The organism is Natrarchaeobius oligotrophus (assembly GCF_003841465.1).
In the GTDB taxonomy this organism is placed as follows: domain Archaea; phylum Halobacteriota; class Halobacteria; order Halobacteriales; family Natrialbaceae; genus Natrarchaeobius; species Natrarchaeobius oligotrophus.
This window is the reverse complement of sequence record NZ_REFZ01000008.1, coordinates 82912-98389: the sequence shown is the minus strand read 5'-3', so window position 1 is coordinate 98389 and position 15478 is coordinate 82912. Positions and strand designations below refer to the sequence as shown.

The 15478-nt window shown below is 65.2% G+C and carries 10 protein-coding genes and 1 pseudogene; 4 read left to right on the top strand and 7 right to left on the bottom strand.

The genetic code is table 11. From position 1 onward, the window contains the following. Nucleotides 1–570: 570 nt before the first annotated feature. A complete protein-coding gene (locus EA472_RS13085; protein WP_124191962.1) occupies nt 571–2040 on the top strand; it encodes a flippase in 1470 nt (489 codons plus the stop codon). An 83-nt stretch (nt 2041–2123) separates the two neighbouring features. Beyond that, a complete protein-coding gene (locus EA472_RS13080; protein ID WP_124191961.1) occupies nt 2124–3467 on the top strand; it encodes a RimK family alpha-L-glutamate ligase in 1344 nt (447 codons plus the stop codon). Nucleotides 3468–3505: 38 nt separating this feature from the next. On the opposite strand, the gene EA472_RS13075 is transcribed toward EA472_RS13080, so the two are convergent. From EA472_RS13075 to proC, 3 genes are read right to left on the bottom strand one after another with little or no spacing between them, the layout of a single operon-like run. After that, the gene (locus EA472_RS13075) at nt 3506–4834 is read right to left on the bottom strand and encodes a glutamate-5-semialdehyde dehydrogenase (RefSeq protein ID WP_124191960.1); all 1329 of its coding nucleotides are present in this window, start codon (nt 4832–4834) and stop codon (nt 3506–3508) included. Beyond that, complete coding sequence (gene proB / locus EA472_RS13070) at nt 4827–5660, bottom strand: glutamate 5-kinase (RefSeq protein WP_124191959.1); 834 nt, start codon at nt 5658–5660, stop codon at nt 4827–4829. The genes EA472_RS13075 and proB overlap by 8 nt, the downstream gene beginning before the upstream one ends. After that, nucleotides 5653–6429 (bottom strand): pyrroline-5-carboxylate reductase, encoded by a 777-nt coding sequence (gene proC, locus EA472_RS13065; protein ID WP_124191958.1) that lies wholly within the window; start codon nt 6427–6429, stop codon nt 5653–5655. The genes proB and proC overlap by 8 nt, the downstream gene beginning before the upstream one ends. A 387-nt stretch (nt 6430–6816) precedes the next feature. On the opposite strand from proC, the gene katG reads away from it, so the two are divergent. Then, the gene (gene katG / locus EA472_RS13060; protein WP_124191957.1) at nt 6817–8961 is read left to right on the top strand and encodes a catalase/peroxidase HPI; all 2145 of its coding nucleotides are present in this window, start codon (nt 6817–6819) and stop codon (nt 8959–8961) included. A 471-nt stretch (nt 8962–9432) separates the two neighbouring features. Here katG and EA472_RS13055 read toward each other — a convergent pair whose 3' ends face one another. Both EA472_RS13055 and EA472_RS13050 read right to left on the bottom strand, forming a co-directional pair. Next, nucleotides 9433–10047: a calcium-binding protein gene (locus EA472_RS13055; RefSeq protein WP_124191956.1), complete on the bottom strand. Its 615-nt coding sequence runs from the start codon at nt 10045–10047 to the stop codon at nt 9433–9435. 662 nt (nt 10048–10709) lie between these two features. After that, nucleotides 10710–11304 (bottom strand): annotated as a pseudogene (locus tag EA472_RS13050) (DNA-3-methyladenine glycosylase family protein). 131 nt (nt 11305–11435) lie between these two features. Between EA472_RS13050 and EA472_RS13045 the strand changes: the two are divergent. After that, nucleotides 11436–11972 carry a metal-dependent hydrolase gene (locus EA472_RS13045; protein ID WP_124191955.1) on the top strand — a complete coding sequence of 179 codons (537 nt, stop codon included), beginning with the start codon at nt 11436–11438 and terminating at the stop codon, nt 11970–11972. A gap of 43 nt (nt 11973–12015) precedes the next feature. Here the strand turns inward: EA472_RS13045 and EA472_RS13040 are convergent, their stop codons facing one another. Then, on the bottom strand, nt 12016–14574 hold the full coding sequence (locus tag EA472_RS13040; protein ID WP_124191954.1) for a heavy metal translocating P-type ATPase: 2559 nt from the start codon (nt 14572–14574) through the stop codon (nt 12016–12018). 87 nt (nt 14575–14661) lie between these two features. Next, nucleotides 14662–15408 (bottom strand): helix-turn-helix domain-containing protein, encoded by a 747-nt coding sequence (locus tag EA472_RS13035; protein ID WP_124191953.1) that lies wholly within the window; start codon nt 15406–15408, stop codon nt 14662–14664. Between the last annotated feature and the right edge of the window lie 70 nt (nt 15409–15478).

The window sequence follows — 15478 nt, the reverse complement described above, 5'->3', positions numbered from 1 at the left end:
TTCTAGGAATATTCTATATACCTAGACAAATACTGTTGGTGTCGGCAGATAATGTAAAACTCGAAATGGCTGTCCAGCAATTCTAACAGATATTCTAGAAATTTACTCGTGAGATTGAACGACTTGTTCAATACGGCGGTATTGGGTGAACTATGGAACGTCGGGATTGAAATAACACCCTTCTCCTCTCTGTGAACTCGAGAACGATGGCCCGTTCGACTCCAGGGACGCGTTCGTTCCGTCTGTCGGCGGTCTCCTCTCCCGATCCGAAGCAATCGGCTTTTCCGTCGAACGGGCTGACGGCCGGGGGATCGTCCGCTGCGAGCGGTCGATCCAACACGGCTTGGGCTCGAACGAAGCGGATACGGTTCCGGTAGTCCTCCCGTACCAACCGGTGCGGTCGATCCCAGACTCGAAGCGGGAAGCGCCGTCCCACAGTGGCGACGTACTCGAGCGTTGGCCGAGGATACGCGACCGTTGTGCCCGCATTACAATTGGCGACTTCGATAACCGAAGCAGTGACTCGTCGTCGGCGGTCGCGTCGATTTCGTCGCCGCCGGGACGTGAGCCATGAGTACGCGAGACCACATCGTTCGGGGGTTCAAGGCGACGCTCGTCGCTCGAGCGATCTACATGCTCTCGAGCGCGCTGTTGATGTTCGTCCTCGCTCGCTACCTGCTGGATCCGGACGGCTACGGCGCGCTGTACTGGGCGATCGGCATCCTGGCCGTCGTCCAGCTGTTTGCGGACCTCGGGCTGGGAAAGTCCGCCGCGCGGTACATTTCCGAGTACAACGAGACGGATCCGGGCCAGATTCCCCACCTGCTCCGGTCGACCGTTGCGTTCAAGCTGGTGATCATCGGGATCGTCTCGGTCCTCCTGTTGGTGTTTTACGAGCGGATCGCCGTCCGTCTGGGCGATCCGAGTGCAGCACCGTTTCTCGCCGCCGGCGTCATCTACATCGTCGCCAACTCGTTTAACGTCTTCGCGCAGATCTCCTTTCAGGGGTTCAACGAACTGGAGTACAGTGCGGCGATTCAGGCCATCAGCGGCCTCTTCAGGCTCGTCTTCGCCGTCGCGTTCGTCCTCGCGGGGTTCGGTGCTCTCGGCGCGCTGTTCGGGTACGTCGTCGGCTACGCCATCGCCGCCGCCGTCGGGCTGGCGATCCTCTACGAACGGTTCTACCGTCGGTACGAACCGGCCGACGAGTACGAGTCCGGCCTGTCGCGGCGATTACTCGAGTACAGCGTCCCCCTGACGGCGACCCGGAGCGCAAACGTCGTCGACAAACAGATCGACACGGTGCTGGTCGGGGTGTTTCTCACGCCTGCGGCGGTCGCCTTCTACACGCTGGGAAAGCAGATCACGGACTTCGTCCTCGCCCCCGCAGAGTCGCTCGGGTTCACGATCTCGCCGAACTTCGGCGAACAGAAGGCGTCCGGGAAACTCGAGCAGGCCAGACGAATCTACGAGACGTCGCTGACGCACACGATGCTGGTGTACGTCCCCGCCGCGACGGGGCTCGTCATCGTGGCCGACCCGTTCATCACGATGGTGTTCGGCGGCGACTACGCGGGGGCGGTTCCGGTGTTACAGATCCTCGCGGGTTTCGTCGTGTTGCAGGCGATCACCAACCTGACGAGCGACAGTCTCGACTACCTGGGGCGCGCTCGCGCTCGAGCCATCGCGAAGGGGGGAACCGCGGCGGCGAACTTCGGGCTCAATCTCGTGCTCATTCCGACGATGGGGGTGATCGGAGCGGCGATCGCGACCGTTCTGACCCACTCGGTGTACGTCGCGGTGAACCTCTACATCGTCCACGTCGAACTCTCGCTGCGAGTCGCGAGACTCGCGCGATCGATGGTCCTGATCGGAACGATCACCGGTGGAATGGCCGTCGCCGTGTTGCTGGTGACGCCGATGATCTCGAGCGTTCCGATGCTCTTCGGCGCGATCGCGCTCGGAACGGTCACGTGGGCCGTGCTCGCGGTCGCCAGCGGGCTCGTCGACGTGCGGGACGTGCGCTCCGTTCTCGGCTAACGTTGCCCGCCGAACGAGCGCAAGGGGTCGCCTGCGTACGATCAACTGAGAATACTTATCCGATCGGTCGGCGTTTATCCCGTATGAGCGTCACCGATCCCGTTACCGTCGGGGTACTGAGTTTGCACACGAGCAAGGAGACGAAGGCGATTCTCAACGCCGTCGAAGACCTCGGCCACGATACCGAGTGGCTCCGAACCGAGAACACGTCGATCAGCGTTACGGACGGCAGCGTCGTCCTCGAGCCGTCGGTCGACGTAATCGCCAACCGGATGCTGCTATCGAACACCGAACAACCCGCCGAGGAGCTCGGACTGGCGAACACCTTCGCACAGCTCGTGCCGATGCTCAACGAGCCCACGTCGGTGCTGACGGCGATCCACAAGCTCTCGACGGCGACGACGCTCGCGGCCAACGACGTCCGGACGCCGGACGTGACTCTGGCGCTCAGTAGCGACAAGCTGAACGCGGTACGCGAACGCTACGGCGAGGAGGCGGTCTACAAGACGGCGATCGGAACCCACGGCGGCGGAACGTGGAAGGTCGGCCCCACCGACCCGATCAACGCGAAAGTCGGCAACCGCTACGCGTTCCTCCAGGAACTCATCGACCAGGACGGCGTCCGTCACCGCGACGTGCGCGTCTACGTCGTCGACGGGGAAGTGATCGCCGCGATGTACCGCTACGCGCCCGACAACGACTGGCGGACGAACGTCGCACTCGGCGGATCGGTCGAGAACGCGACCGACGACCTCCCCGCCGAGGCCCGAGAGATGGCCCAGCGCGCAGCCGCCGCAATCGACCTCGACTACGCGGGCGTCGACCTCGTCGAGAGCGACGAGGGCTGGTTCGTCCTCGAGGTCAACCCGACGGCCGGGTTCAAGGGGCTGTACGAGGCGACGCGGGTGAGCCCGGCGCCGTACATCGCGAAGGTCGCGATCGAACGCGCCGGGGGCGAGGTCGACGACGAGTACGTCGGGAAGCTCTCGACGGTGCTCGACGACTCCCAGCCAACGGCGCTACCGCCCCAGACGACCCAGCCGGACGTCGAACCGGCCGTGATCGGCTACACCGAGGAGGTCGTCCTCTCGGGGACCGCCGGCTCGAAGTCCGTCGTCTCGAAGTCCGACACCGGCGCGACGCGAACGAGCATCGACACCGCCCTCGCCGCCGACATCGGCGCCGGCCCGATCAAGTCGATAACCCGGGTCAGATCCGGCAGCAGCAAGACTGCAAAGAGCCGGCCCGTCGTCGACGTCGTCGTCGGCGTCGGCGGCAACCAGCACACCGTCACGGCGAGCGTCGAAGACCGCAGCCACATGGACTACCCCGTCATCCTCGGCCGAGACATCCTCGAAAACTACCAGGTCGACGTGAGTCGCCGCACCGACGGCGACGTGGCGGATACGCCCGAAGAAGAGGAGTAACTGCGCCGCCGCCGTACGCGAATCGTCTATCCCCGAACTCACTCCGAACGCGATCCGGGCGTCCACGAACCGTCGAACTCCTCGTGGCTGAACTCTTTTGCGTCCGCCCCCGCGTACGTGCCGACCAGCTGGCCGTCGCCCTCGAGGTAGTACTGGTAGGTCGTCAGGCCCTCGAGCCCGACGGGGCCGCGCGCGTGGATCTTGCCCGTGCTGATCCCGACCTCCGCGCCGAGGCCGAAGCGGTAGCCGTCGCTGAACCTGGTCGAGGCGTTGTGGAAGACGCTCGCGGAGTCGAGACTCCGCATGAAGGTCGCCGCGCGATCGGCGTCGTCGGTGACGATCGACTCGGTGTGTTTCGAGCCGTAGGTGCTGATGTGCTCGAGCGCCGCCTCGAGCGAATCGACGACGCGGATCGAGAGGATCAGGTCGCCGTACTCCGTCGACCAGTCCTCCTCGCTCGCGGCCTCGACGTCGACGATCCCGCGGGTCGCCTCGTCGCCGCGCAGTTCGACGTCCGCCTGCTCGTACCGACCGACGACCTCGGGGAGGTACGCTTCGGCGACGTCCGCGTGGACCAGCAGCGTCTCGACGGCGTTACAGACCGCCGGATACTGGACTTTCGCGTCGTAGGCGATCTCCGTCGCCATCTCCAGGTCCGCCTCGCTGTCGACGTAGACGTGACAGACGCCCTCGGTGTGGCCGAGCACGGGGATGCTCGTGTTGTCCTGAATGTAGCTGACGAACGCCGAACTGCCACGCGGCATGACGAGGTCGATCGCGTCGTCCATCTCGAGCAGCGCGTCGACGTCCGCCCGCGCCTCGATCAGCTGCGCCCAGCCGTCGGGCACGTTCGTCGTCGCCTCGCGGATGATCTCGAAGAGAATCCGATTGGACTCGCTGGCCTCGCTGCCGCCTTTCAAGATGACCGCGTTCCCCGACTTGAGCGCGAGTGCGGCGATCTGAACGAGCGCGTCGGGGCGGGACTCGAAGATCGTTCCCACGACGCCGATCGGAACCGTCTGCTTGTAGAGTTCGAGCCCCTCGTCGAGTTTGCGGGCGGTCCGGGTCGTGCCCAGCGGATCGTCCTGCTCGGCGACGCTCGTGACCATGTCCGTGATACTCTCGAGCTTCGACGGGGAGAGTTCGAGCCGGTCGACCAGCGCCTGGGTGTACTCGCCGGCCTCGAGCAGTTCCTCGGCCTCGCGGACGTCCGCCTCGTTGGCCTCGAGGATCTCGTCGCGGCGCGCGTCGATCGCCTCCGCGATGGCGTACAGCGCGTCCGAACGCACCTCGTCCGAGCACTTCGCGAGCTCGAGCGCCGCGGTCTGTGCCTCCTCGACTTTGGTTTCGGTGGCTTTCTCAGTCATCGATTACACCGTTCGTTGGGAGGAATATTGTCCCTACCGCCTTCTCGGCTACGATCTTCTCGAGGACGTCCTCCTCGGTGGATTTGGCGATGATGGCGGGGATGCCGTGTTCGCTCACCGTCCGCGCACCCGAGACTTTCGTCTGGATGCCGCCGAATCTCGCCGTCGAGCTGTCGTCGACGAGCTTCTGGACCGCGCCGTAGTTTCGCCCGACGGCCTCGATGCGCTCGGCCGACGGATCCTCTTTCGGATTGCTCGTGTAGACGCCGCCGACGTCCGTCAGCGTGACGAGCAGATCGCTGTCGACGCCGATCGCGACCGACGACGAGAGCATATCGTTGTCGCCGATGCGGATCTCCTCGGTGGCGACCGCGTCGTTCTCGTTGATGATCGGGACGATGTCCCACTCGAGCAGCGTCTCGACGGTGTTTTTGAAGTTGGTGAACCGGTCGGGGTTGTCGAGGTCGTTCTGAGTGAGCAGAATCTGGGCGATCTTCCGATCGTAGCGCGCGAAGCTCTCGGTGTAGCGGTGCATCAGGTGGGACTGTCCGACGGTCGACAGCGCCTGTGACTCCTCGACCGTCTCGTCGGTGTAGCCGACGCGCCCTTTCCCCGCACCGATCGAACCGGAAGAGACGAGCAACACCTCCTTGCCCTGCTCCAGGAGGTAGACGACGTCGTCGACGAGTTTGTCGAGTTTGTCGTCGTCGAGATTGGACGTCTCGTCGGTGAGGGAGTTCGTGCCAGCTTTGACGACGACCCGCTCGGCCGCGCTCGCGAGCCGACGGGCTTCCTCGGCGGACCCCACCTCGACGCCGTCACTCATCGGTAAACTCCGCTGCGAGTTCAGCGGAACGCCGTTCCGCTGCGGCCACAGCGGCCGCGACCGCTTCGTCCGCCTCGCTGTCCCAGAGGACCTCCATGCCCTCGATCGTCGTCCCCTTCGGCGAGCAGACGGCGTCGATCAGTTCCTCGACGTCCCGATCCGAGCGAAGGACGGTCTCGGCCGCCCCCTTGAACGTCTGGGCGGCGAGCGTCTCGGCGTCGTCCGGCTCGAGGCCCGCCTCGACGCCGGCGTCGGTCATCGCGCCGATCAGGTAGAAGACGAACGCGGGGCCGCTACCGTTGACCGCCGTCGCGACGTCCATCCGGCTCTCGTCGACCTCGACGAACTCGCCGACGTCACCGAGCATCGCCTCGACCGCTTCGGGAATCTGCGAGCCGGTGACGGCCGCCGCCATGTCGCCGGTTTCGGCCGCCAGATTCGGCATCAGCCGAACGACCGTCGCCTCGGTTCGCTCGGCGATGAAATCGGTCGTCACGCCGGCGGCGATCGAGACGAGCGTCTGTGACGGAGAGAGATCGAGATCGGTCACGACGTCGTCGACGAGTCCGGGTTTGACGGCGACGAAGACGATTTCCGGCTCGGTCGCCCGTTCGATGTCCTCGGTCGTCTCCGCACAGTCGGCCTCGATCGCGGCGAGCGCCTCCGGGTCCACGTCGTACGCGATTATCTCGTGTTTCCCGGTCCGCGAGAGACCTCTGACGAGGGCGCTCCCCATGTTACCACAGCCGATAACGCTGGCACGTACCATCTTATGTACATTCGAGGGGGCGAGGGGGTCATAGCAACTTTGATTTTCGAGCGCGGGACGATACGCGCTCGAGTGTGATCGAGTCGTCGACGGAACACGTACCGGCCGACTCGCTCGGACGCGATTCTCCCGGAGAGTCCCGACCGAAACCGGTGCACCCGTCGCGTCAGTTCGCGGGGTTCCGCCGTCGGTGGTTCACTCGCGATATCTCGGGAAGCCGGCTCGGTCGGCCCCCGCTACCGGAGTTTCTCTCGGTGGTCCGATAGCACGTAGCGCGCGTTCAGAACAAATAGAATTTCTCAAATCCGAAAGATCAATTGCGTTCTTACGAATACATCGTTTCCGATTTAGACAATCTTAATATGGTAACGTAACAATTGCCGGGTGATGACTGGCTCTGATCACGACTGGTGGCCGGAAAAGCTGAACCTGAAGATTCTCGATCAGAACGCTCGCCCGGTAGATCCGATGGGCGAGGAGTTCGACTACGCCGAGGAGTTCGAGAAACTCGACCTCGACGAAGTAAAAGCGGACGTCGAGGAGGCGCTGACGACGTCTCAGGAGTGGTGGCCGGCCGACTACGGCCACTACGGGCCGCTGATCATTCGAATGGCCTGGCACAGCGCGGGCACCTATCGCACCAGCGACGGGCGCGGCGGTGCCTCCGGCGGCAGACAGCGGTTTGCACCCCTCAACAGCTGGCCGGACAACATCAACCTCGACAAGGCTCGGCGGGTGCTCTGGCCGGTCAAGCAGAAGTACGGCCGCAAACTCTCGTGGGCCGATCTGCTGGTTCTGGCCGGGAACGTCGCGCTCGAGTCGATGGGCTTCGAGACGTACGGCTTCGCCGGCGGGCGCGAGGACGACTTCGAGCCCGACGAGGCCGTCGACTGGGGTCCCGAGGAGGAGTGGCTCGGCTCCGACCGCCACGACGAGGAGGGGAACCTCCAGGGCGACCTCGCCGCCGACCACATGGGCCTCATCTACGTGAATCCGGAGGGGCCGGACGGAAACCCGGATCCGGAGGAGGCTGCGGACTATATCCGTCAGGCGTTCGACCGCATGGCGATGAACGACGAGGAAACGGTCGCGCTCATCGCCGGCGGCCACGAGTTCGGGAAGACGCACGGCGCTGCCCCCGACGACAACCTCGGCCCGGACCCCGAAGGAGCCCCCATCGAACAGCAGGGGCTGGGCTGGGAGAGCGAGTACGGAACCGGCAAGGGCGACGACACGATCACCAGCGGGCTCGAGGGTCCGTGGACCGAGACGCCGATCGAGTGGAACCACGACTTCCTCGACAACCTGTTCAACTACGAGTGGGAACTCGACGAGAGCCCCGCCGGTGCCTCCCAGTGGTCGCCGGTCGACGAGGAGGCACAGGACGCTGTACCGGCCGCTCACGATCCGGAGGGGAGCCAGACTCCGATGATGCTCACGACGGACCTCGCGCTCAAGGAGGATCCGGACTATCGCGAGATCGCAAAGCGCTTCCACGAGAATCCGGAAGAGCTCGAGGAGGCCTTCGCCAAAGCGTGGTTCAAGCTGATTCACCGCGACATGGGTCCGAAGCAGCGGTATCTCGGACCCGAGGTCCCGGACGAGGAGTTCTCGTGGCAGGACCCCATCCCCGACGTCGACCACGAACTGATCGGCGACGAAGCGATCGCCGAACTCAAAACGGAGGTCCTCGAGTCGGAGCTATCCGTCTCCCAGCTGGTCAAGACCGCCTGGGCGTCGGCGTCGACCTACCGCGACAGCGACAAACGCGGGGGCGCAAACGGTGCCCGCATCCGCCTCGAACCACAGAAAAACTGGGAAGTCAACGAGCCCGAAGAGCTCGCGACGGTGCTTTCGGTGCTCGAAGAGATCCGGGAGGAGTTCAACGGGTCGCGGTCCGACGACGTCAGGGTGTCGCTGGCCGACCTGATCGTGCTGGGCGGCTGTGCGGCCGTCGAGAAGGCGGCGGCCGACGCCGGCTACGACGTGGCGGTTCCGTTCGAACCGGGTCGTGCCGACGCCACCCAGGACCAGACCGACGTCGAGTCCTTCGAGTGGCTCGAGCCCGACGCCGACGGGTTCCGAAACTACTACACCGAGGGTGACGTGCTCGACCGCACGCCGGAGGAGTTGCTGGTCGACAGGGCCGATCTGCTGACGCTTTCGGTGCCCGAGATGACGGCGCTGGTCGGCGGCATGCGCGCGCTGAACGCGAACTACCAGGACTCCGACCTCGGCGTCTTCACCGACGAGCCGGAGACGTTGAGCAACGACTTCTTCGAGACCGTCCTCGACATGGGCTACGAGTGGGAAGCGGTCTCCGACGACGAAGAGATCTTCGAGCTTCGCGACCGCGACACGGGCGAGGTCGAGTGGACGGGAAGCCGCGTGGACCTCCTCTTCGGCTCGAACTCCCGGCTCCGGGCAATCGCTGAAGTATACGGTTCCGAAGACGGCGAGGAGCAGTTCGTACACGACTTCGTCGACACGTGGAACAAGGTGATGACGCTCGATCGGTTCGACCTCGAGTGATCTCGCGCGGATCGCTGGATGGTACCCGGTGCGACCGCTGACGGTTCGCAGTTGTACCGGAACTGACCGACAGCCCTCCGCCCCAGTCGACACCGTCGGACCGGCGGCCGCGTACATCGTCTCGAAGGCGCGTCGCTCGACGCGACTCGAGACGGCTACTTCGTTTTTCCTGCTAAGGCGCTGCTCCCGTCGAAACGGACTCGTTCGATCGCGTCAATCGCGAATTACCGGTAGTTGATCCCTCCCGTACCCCGTCTCTCTCGCGACGAACGTCTCGACCGTATCGGAGTCGGTGACCGTCATCGCGACCGTATCAGAGTCGTGACCGTCATCGCAGTCTCGATTACGAAACAGCAGCCACAGGACCACCGCCGGTCGCTCGAGTGACAGCGGTGAACGAACGGCTTCGGCGACCACGATGGTCACCGATGATTCCGACGCGGTGTCGAAAGGAAGAGGGAACGAAACGAGTTAGCCGAAGATTCCGTCGTCGTCTTCCTCGTTGTTCTCCGGCTCGTTGTTGTCGTTTGCCGGCTCGTCGTTGTCGTTCGCCGGTTCGTCGTTTTCGGGTTCGTCCTCGTCGTCGTCAGGCTCCTCGTCGTCGTCAGGCTCCTCGTCGTCGTCCGGTTCGTCTTCGGGTTCGCCCTCTTCGACGGTGACGTCGGCTTCGATCAGCCCCGCTTCCGTATCGAGGAACGAGGCGTCGCCGGTCAGGGTCACCGAGTCTCCCTCGCCCACTTCGGCTTCGTCTTCGTCGACGAAGAGGTGCCCCAGCACCGTGCCGGCGCCGACGTCGAACTGGACGATGTAGACGTCCCAGTCGCTGATGTCGTCGAACTGGTTCTCGAAGTTCTCCAGAACGGTGTCGCGGGTTCCGGATTCGAGTTCGGCAACGACGTCCGCGTTCACGTCGGGGTAGTAATCCTGACTGGTCACGACGACCTCGCCTTCGCCGTTGTCGTCGTTATCCTGTGCCGCGGTGGTCCCTGCGGTCGCGCCCGCACCGACTGCGAGCGCTGTGGCAGCTAGCGTCCCTTTTTTCATAAACGAGCGCCGCGAATCTCCGTGTGGTTCTTCATCACTCATGTCTTTCACGCCCGTTGCGGGCACCGGCAGTTGGCCGATTATATCCATAAACTGTAACGTCCGTTCCAATTCGATGACGGACTATTTCACGAGTTAACCCGGCAAAGCGATCCAGAGAGCCATTGTTACGGCCGATCCCGATCTACGCTCCCGCTCCCGTGAAAGCGACAGTTGAGTTCGAAAACCGAAGAACGTCGTCGGCAAACGAACCGTTTAGAATTGGCGATAACGACGAAACGGTCGGCTCGACGTCCGTCGCTCGCAAATTCGGGCAATAATCTCCATTTTGCCAGTCTGAACGTTTTCTTGACAAATTTTATAATTTCCGTCGAATCGAGAGGAAGTCATCTATTCGTGAGTTTGTAGCGGAAAATATATAGTCGAGGGCGCGGCGATGAGTAGCTACTTACGGGAATTGGTGATCCATTACCGCTCCGCGACCGCGAATGCAGGGTGTACGTTTACGCCGGTCTTTCACACCGTTTTTCGTGGCTTTCCGGGCGAGCGTTCTCCGACGCGATGGAAAGCCAGATGGTCGTGAAACCACACGGTAGCTCCGGCGGGACCGCCGTTTCCCGTCGGACGCGCCGTCGTCGACCGAGTCGTCGGATCGTCGGAACCGATTCTGCGCGCGATCACATCCGCGTCGCTCGGACGGCGGATCAGTCGGTCGACTCGTACTCCGCCCAGATGTATCGCGTCGCGACCGACCGGTACGGCCGCCACGGCTCGGCGATCTCTCTCAGTTCGTCCCTCGAGAGCTCCGCGCCGTCGCCGTACAGTCGTTCGATTCCGCGTCGAACGGCGAGGTCCCCGAGCGGCAACACGTCGGGTCGCTCGAGGACGAACAGGAGATACATTCGCGCAGTCCACTCGCCGATTCCCGTAATATCGGTGAGCACGTCGATCACCTCGTCGTTCGTGTGATCGGCCAGCCCGGATCGGGTGTAGTCGTTCGCCTGGAACGCGCGCGCGGCGTTTCCGAACGTAGTCGACCTTGCTGCGGGAGAGGCCCGCATCCCGGAGCGCCGCGTCCTCGGCCGCGAGGACCGCCTCCGGCGTCACCTCGTTTTCGAGTACTTCGAACACGCGCTCGCGGACGGCCCTCGCGCTCGCGGTCGAGAGCTGCTGGTTGACGATCGAGATGCAGAGTCGTTCGTACTCGTCCCAGTCCGGTTCGACGTACGGATCGTGACGGTCGAGCAGCTCGGCCATCACGGGATCGCGACGCAGGACGGGTTCGGCCTCGTCGAACATGGTCGGTGTCGTGGTATCGAAGCCAGGCGTTGCCCGGTAAAATACGTCCCGGTCGACGGTTCGCCGCCGCTCCGACGAGACGGCCGGTCCGGGTCAGCCCTTTTCGGTCTCGACGACGTACGCCCGGGCGAATGCAGCCGGTGGTCCACCTCGCGGTCGGGTACATTTGTTATGCGGCCTACGCCAGGTGGGAGCTGGGCGAGCGACCGGCGGAGAGCGCGGCCGCTGTCGCGGTGTTCGGAGCCGCGCTGCCCGACCTCCTCGACAAACCGCTGTGGCTCGCAGGCGTCGTCGACGTCGGCCGGACGGTCGGCCACTCGTTACTGTTCGCAGTACCGCTGGTCGCGGCGGTCTGGCTGCTCGCACGGTCTCGAGGGCGAGCGGCGCTCGGCGTCGCGTTCGCGATCGGCTACCTCTCGCACGTCGCGACTGACATCCCCTGGCACGTTCTCTCCGGCGACTACCACGAACTCGGCTTTCTCCTCTGGCCGATCACGCCGATGCCCGAGTACACCGGCACCAAGTCGCTCGGACGCGTCGCCGGGTTCGAGGTGACGACGCTGTGGCTCGAGGCGGTGATCCTCGTCGCCGGCGTCGCTCTCTGGTGGCGCGACGGTCGACCCGGACTCGAGCCGATCCGACGAGGGATCGGCCGGGTTCGTCCGTAAGCCGCACCCGTCAGACCCCTCTCGACGCCGAGCGGATCGACGATCACCGACTTCGAGCCTCCGCATCGACTCGCTCGGGCGTCTCGGGTTCGACGTTCGCGAGCCGCATCGCGTTACCGGTGACGCCGAGGCTCATCCCCATGTCGCCGACGACGACCGCGTGGATCACCGTGACGATGCCGACGGGCGCGCCGAGGGCCAGCACCGCCTTCACGGCGAGGCTCGACCACACGTTCTGGCGGATGACGCCGTTTGCCTTGTCGGAGAGTTCGTAGAGGTACGGAAGCCGGCTCAGGTCGTCGGCCATCAGCGCCACGTCCGCCGTCTCGAGGGCGGTGTCGGTTCCCGCCGCGCCCATCGCGATCCCGACCGACGCGGTCGCGAGCGCGGGCGCGTCGTTGATGCCGTCGCCGACCATGGCGACGCGGGCCGGCTCGTCGCCGTCACTGTCCTCCGATTCCAGCCGATCGATCCACTCGAGTTTCTCCTCCGGGAGCAACTCGGCGTGGTACTCGTCGATGCCCACCTCGTTCGCGATGGCGCGGGCGGTTCCCTCGTTGTCGCCGGTGAGCATGACGACGCGGACGCCCTGTGCCTGGAGCCGAGCGACGGCCCACGGGGCTTCCGGTCGGACCCGGTCGGCGACGCCGACGACGCCCAGCGGCCGATCCTCGGTGCCGACGATCACCACGGTCTTGCCCTCAGCCTCGAGCGTCGGGACGACGTCAGCGACCACGTCGAGACATCCCTCGCGGTCGCACTGCGACGGCGACTCGTAGCCCATCGACGCGAGTGCGGTCCCGCCATCGGTCGTCGCGTGGGCGTGCTCGAGGCCCGCGAGGCCGTCGAACAGGTCGGGCTTTCCGACGTAGTGGGTCGTGCCGTCGATCTCCGCCCGGACGCCGCGGCCGGTCAGCGCCTCGAACTCCGAGACGTCGGCGTCGTCGGCCGCGACGCCCTGCTCGTCGGCGTAGCCGACGATCGCCCGGCCGATCGGGTGCTCGCTCCGGCGCTCGGCGGCGCTCGCCCGCCGGAGGACGTCTTCTTCGTCGGCTCCCTCGAGCGGGATCACGTCGGTGACCGAGAGGTCGCCCTCGGTCAACGTCCCGGTCTTGTCCACCGCGAGGACGTCGCTCTCGCCGACGGCCTCGAGGTGTCGTCCGCCCTTGATGAGGACGCCGTTTCGGGCGGCGCTGGTGATCCCCGAGACGACGCTGACCGGCGTCGAGATGACCAGCGCGCACGGACAGGAGATCACGAGCAGCGTCAGTCCGACGACGAACCAGTAGCTCCAGGACGCGCCGAACGCCAGGGGCGGAACCAGGACGAACGCGACCGCAATGGAGACGACGACCGGCGTGTAGACGCTCGCGAACCGGTCGATGAACTGCTCGCGTTCGGTCTTCTCGCGTTCGGCGTCCTCGACCAGCCGGACGATCCGGGCGATGGTCGACTCGTCGGCCTCGCTCTCGACGCCGACCTCGAGGTAGCCCGACTCGAGGATCGTTCCCGCGTAGACGTCGTCGCCGCGTGTCTTGTCCGCGGGAACGCTCTCGCCGGTGATCGGCGACTGGTCGATCGCGCTCTCGCCCTCGAGCACCGTTCCGTCGGCCGGAATTTTCTCTCCGGGACGGACGACGACGCGATCGCCGATCTCGAGGTCGTCGACCGGAATCGTCTCCTCGGTGCCGCCGTCGCGACGGACGGTCGCCGTCTCGGGCGAGAGGTCCATCAGTTCGCGCAACGAGTCTCGCGCACGGTCCATCGATGCGCGTTCTAACAGCTCTGCCACCGAGAACAGCACGGCGAGCAACGCTCCCTCGAAGGGGTGGTGGGCCGCCACGCTGGCGACGATGCCGACGCTCATCAGGAAGTCGATGTCGAGGCTCCAATTGCGCGCGGAGTAGTAGCCGTTCCGGAGGATCGGCGTTCCGGCCACTACGACGGCCGCGATGAACAGCAGGTGCGAGAGCGCGTACGTTCGGCCCGCGACCGTCCACAGCGCCGGATCGAGGGCGGGAACGACGAACTTCAGCGCCATTCCGGCGGTCACGAGAACGCCGCCAGCGACGGTGCCGACGGCGCGACGGCTCTTCCAGACGGTCCGGCTCTCGTCGAGGCCGTCGCGTTCGTCGCCGATCGGCGTCGCCTCGTAGCCCGCGCTCTCGACGGCGTCGACGATCGGTTCGACGGTGAGTCCGTCGCTCGCGGTCACGGTGACCCGCCCCGACGTCGGCTGCGTCTCGACCGCCTCGACCTCGTCGACGGCCGCGAGCGCGTTCTCGACCTTCGTCGCACAGGAGGCACAGTCCATCCCCGGAACCGACAGCGTGCGCTCGGATTCGTTCGAGTCGATCGCGTAGCCCGCAGCACGAACGCGTTCGCGCACCGCACCCTCGTCGGTGCACGTCGGATCGTACTCGACGATCAGGCGGCCGCTCGTTGCGCGCGCCTCGAGGTTTGCGATTCCCTCGAGGCGCTCGACGCTGTTGGTCACCTTCCCGGCGCAGGACGGACAGTCCATCTCGGGGACTCGTAGCTCGAGTCGGCGGGTCGAGCCGTCCCCCGGTCCCGACGAAGACGACCGGCGTGAATTACTCATTACTCACGGGTAGTGGATCGGTGACCATACGGGTTATTTGGCGTGCGCCAACTCGAGTGGTGGCCGCCGCCGAACCGTGCGCCGCACTCAGATCGGCGTCGCCAGTCGTTCGATGGAGGCGTCGTCGTCGACGAACGTCGTCGCGAGGGCCGCTTCGGCGCGTCGGAGCCGATAGGAGAGCGTCGAGCGGGGGACGTCGAGTCGGTCGGCCAGTTCCGAGAGTTCGATCGCCCGCGGAGTCTCGTAGTAGCCGTGCTCGACGGCCGCACGGAGGGCTTCACGCTGCTTTTCGGGCAGGGTGTTCTCCGGCTCGGCGTTTCGTCTGTCCGGATCGAGTTCCGTCAGTCGGAGCATCTCCATGCCCGTACACTCGCCGACCTCGTCACCTAACGCGGCGAAGAACTGGTGGATCGGCGCGCCGTTCCCGAGAACGATCCGCCATCGGTACCGGCGTCCCTCGCGATAGGTTTCGAACAGCAGTCCGTCCCCCAGGTGCTCGAGTGCGACGTGGGGGACCGACGTGCAGACGTCGGTTCGCTCCCAGTAGGTGTAGACGACGAGCGCGTCGTCCGAGCGGTCGAGCACCTGCACCTCGCAGTCCGCGCCGCAGTCGTCTTTGACGAGGCAGTCGGCGAAGTAATCGGCGTTCTGGTAGGCCCGTTCGAGGGCCTCGAGGGCCTCTTCGGAGCCGCTCGCGTGATCGACTCGCCAGAGGCTGTCGGCGCTGACGTGACACGACAGCGACCGGACGGAGGTGTCGGGATAGTCGGCGAGCACGTCGGCGACCGGGTTCGTTCCCGGTTCGTACTCGAGGGCGAAGACGAACTCTCTCATACCCGTCGTACGGGGTGCAGACGCCAAAGGGTTTCTCTCTCGGCGGCGGATCCTCGAGACGCCCGAGCGG

What these genes read in the sequence shown, in the direction of transcription:
- EA472_RS13085 (WP_124191962.1), top strand. Translation starts at nt 571, where the DNA reads ATGAGTACGCGAGACCACATCGTTCGGGGGTTCAAGGCGACGCTCGTC.
- EA472_RS13080 (WP_124191961.1), top strand. Translation starts at nt 2,124, where the DNA reads ATGAGCGTCACCGATCCCGTTACCGTCGGGGTACTGAGTTTGCACACG.
- EA472_RS13075 (WP_124191960.1), bottom strand. Translation starts at nt 4,834, where the DNA reads ATGACTGAGAAAGCCACCGAAACCAAAGTCGAGGAGGCACAGACCGCG.
- proB (WP_124191959.1), bottom strand. Translation starts at nt 5,660, where the DNA reads ATGAGTGACGGCGTCGAGGTGGGGTCCGCCGAGGAAGCCCGTCGGCTC.
- proC (WP_124191958.1), bottom strand. Translation starts at nt 6,429, where the DNA reads ATGGTACGTGCCAGCGTTATCGGCTGTGGTAACATGGGGAGCGCCCTC.
- katG (WP_124191957.1), top strand. Translation starts at nt 6,817, where the DNA reads ATGACTGGCTCTGATCACGACTGGTGGCCGGAAAAGCTGAACCTGAAG.
- EA472_RS13055 (WP_124191956.1), bottom strand. Translation starts at nt 10,047, where the DNA reads ATGAGTGATGAAGAACCACACGGAGATTCGCGGCGCTCGTTTATGAAA.
- EA472_RS13045 (WP_124191955.1), top strand. Translation starts at nt 11,436, where the DNA reads ATGCAGCCGGTGGTCCACCTCGCGGTCGGGTACATTTGTTATGCGGCC.
- EA472_RS13040 (WP_124191954.1), bottom strand. Translation starts at nt 14,574, where the DNA reads ATGAGTAATTCACGCCGGTCGTCTTCGTCGGGACCGGGGGACGGCTCG.
- EA472_RS13035 (WP_124191953.1), bottom strand. Translation starts at nt 15,408, where the DNA reads ATGAGAGAGTTCGTCTTCGCCCTCGAGTACGAACCGGGAACGAACCCG.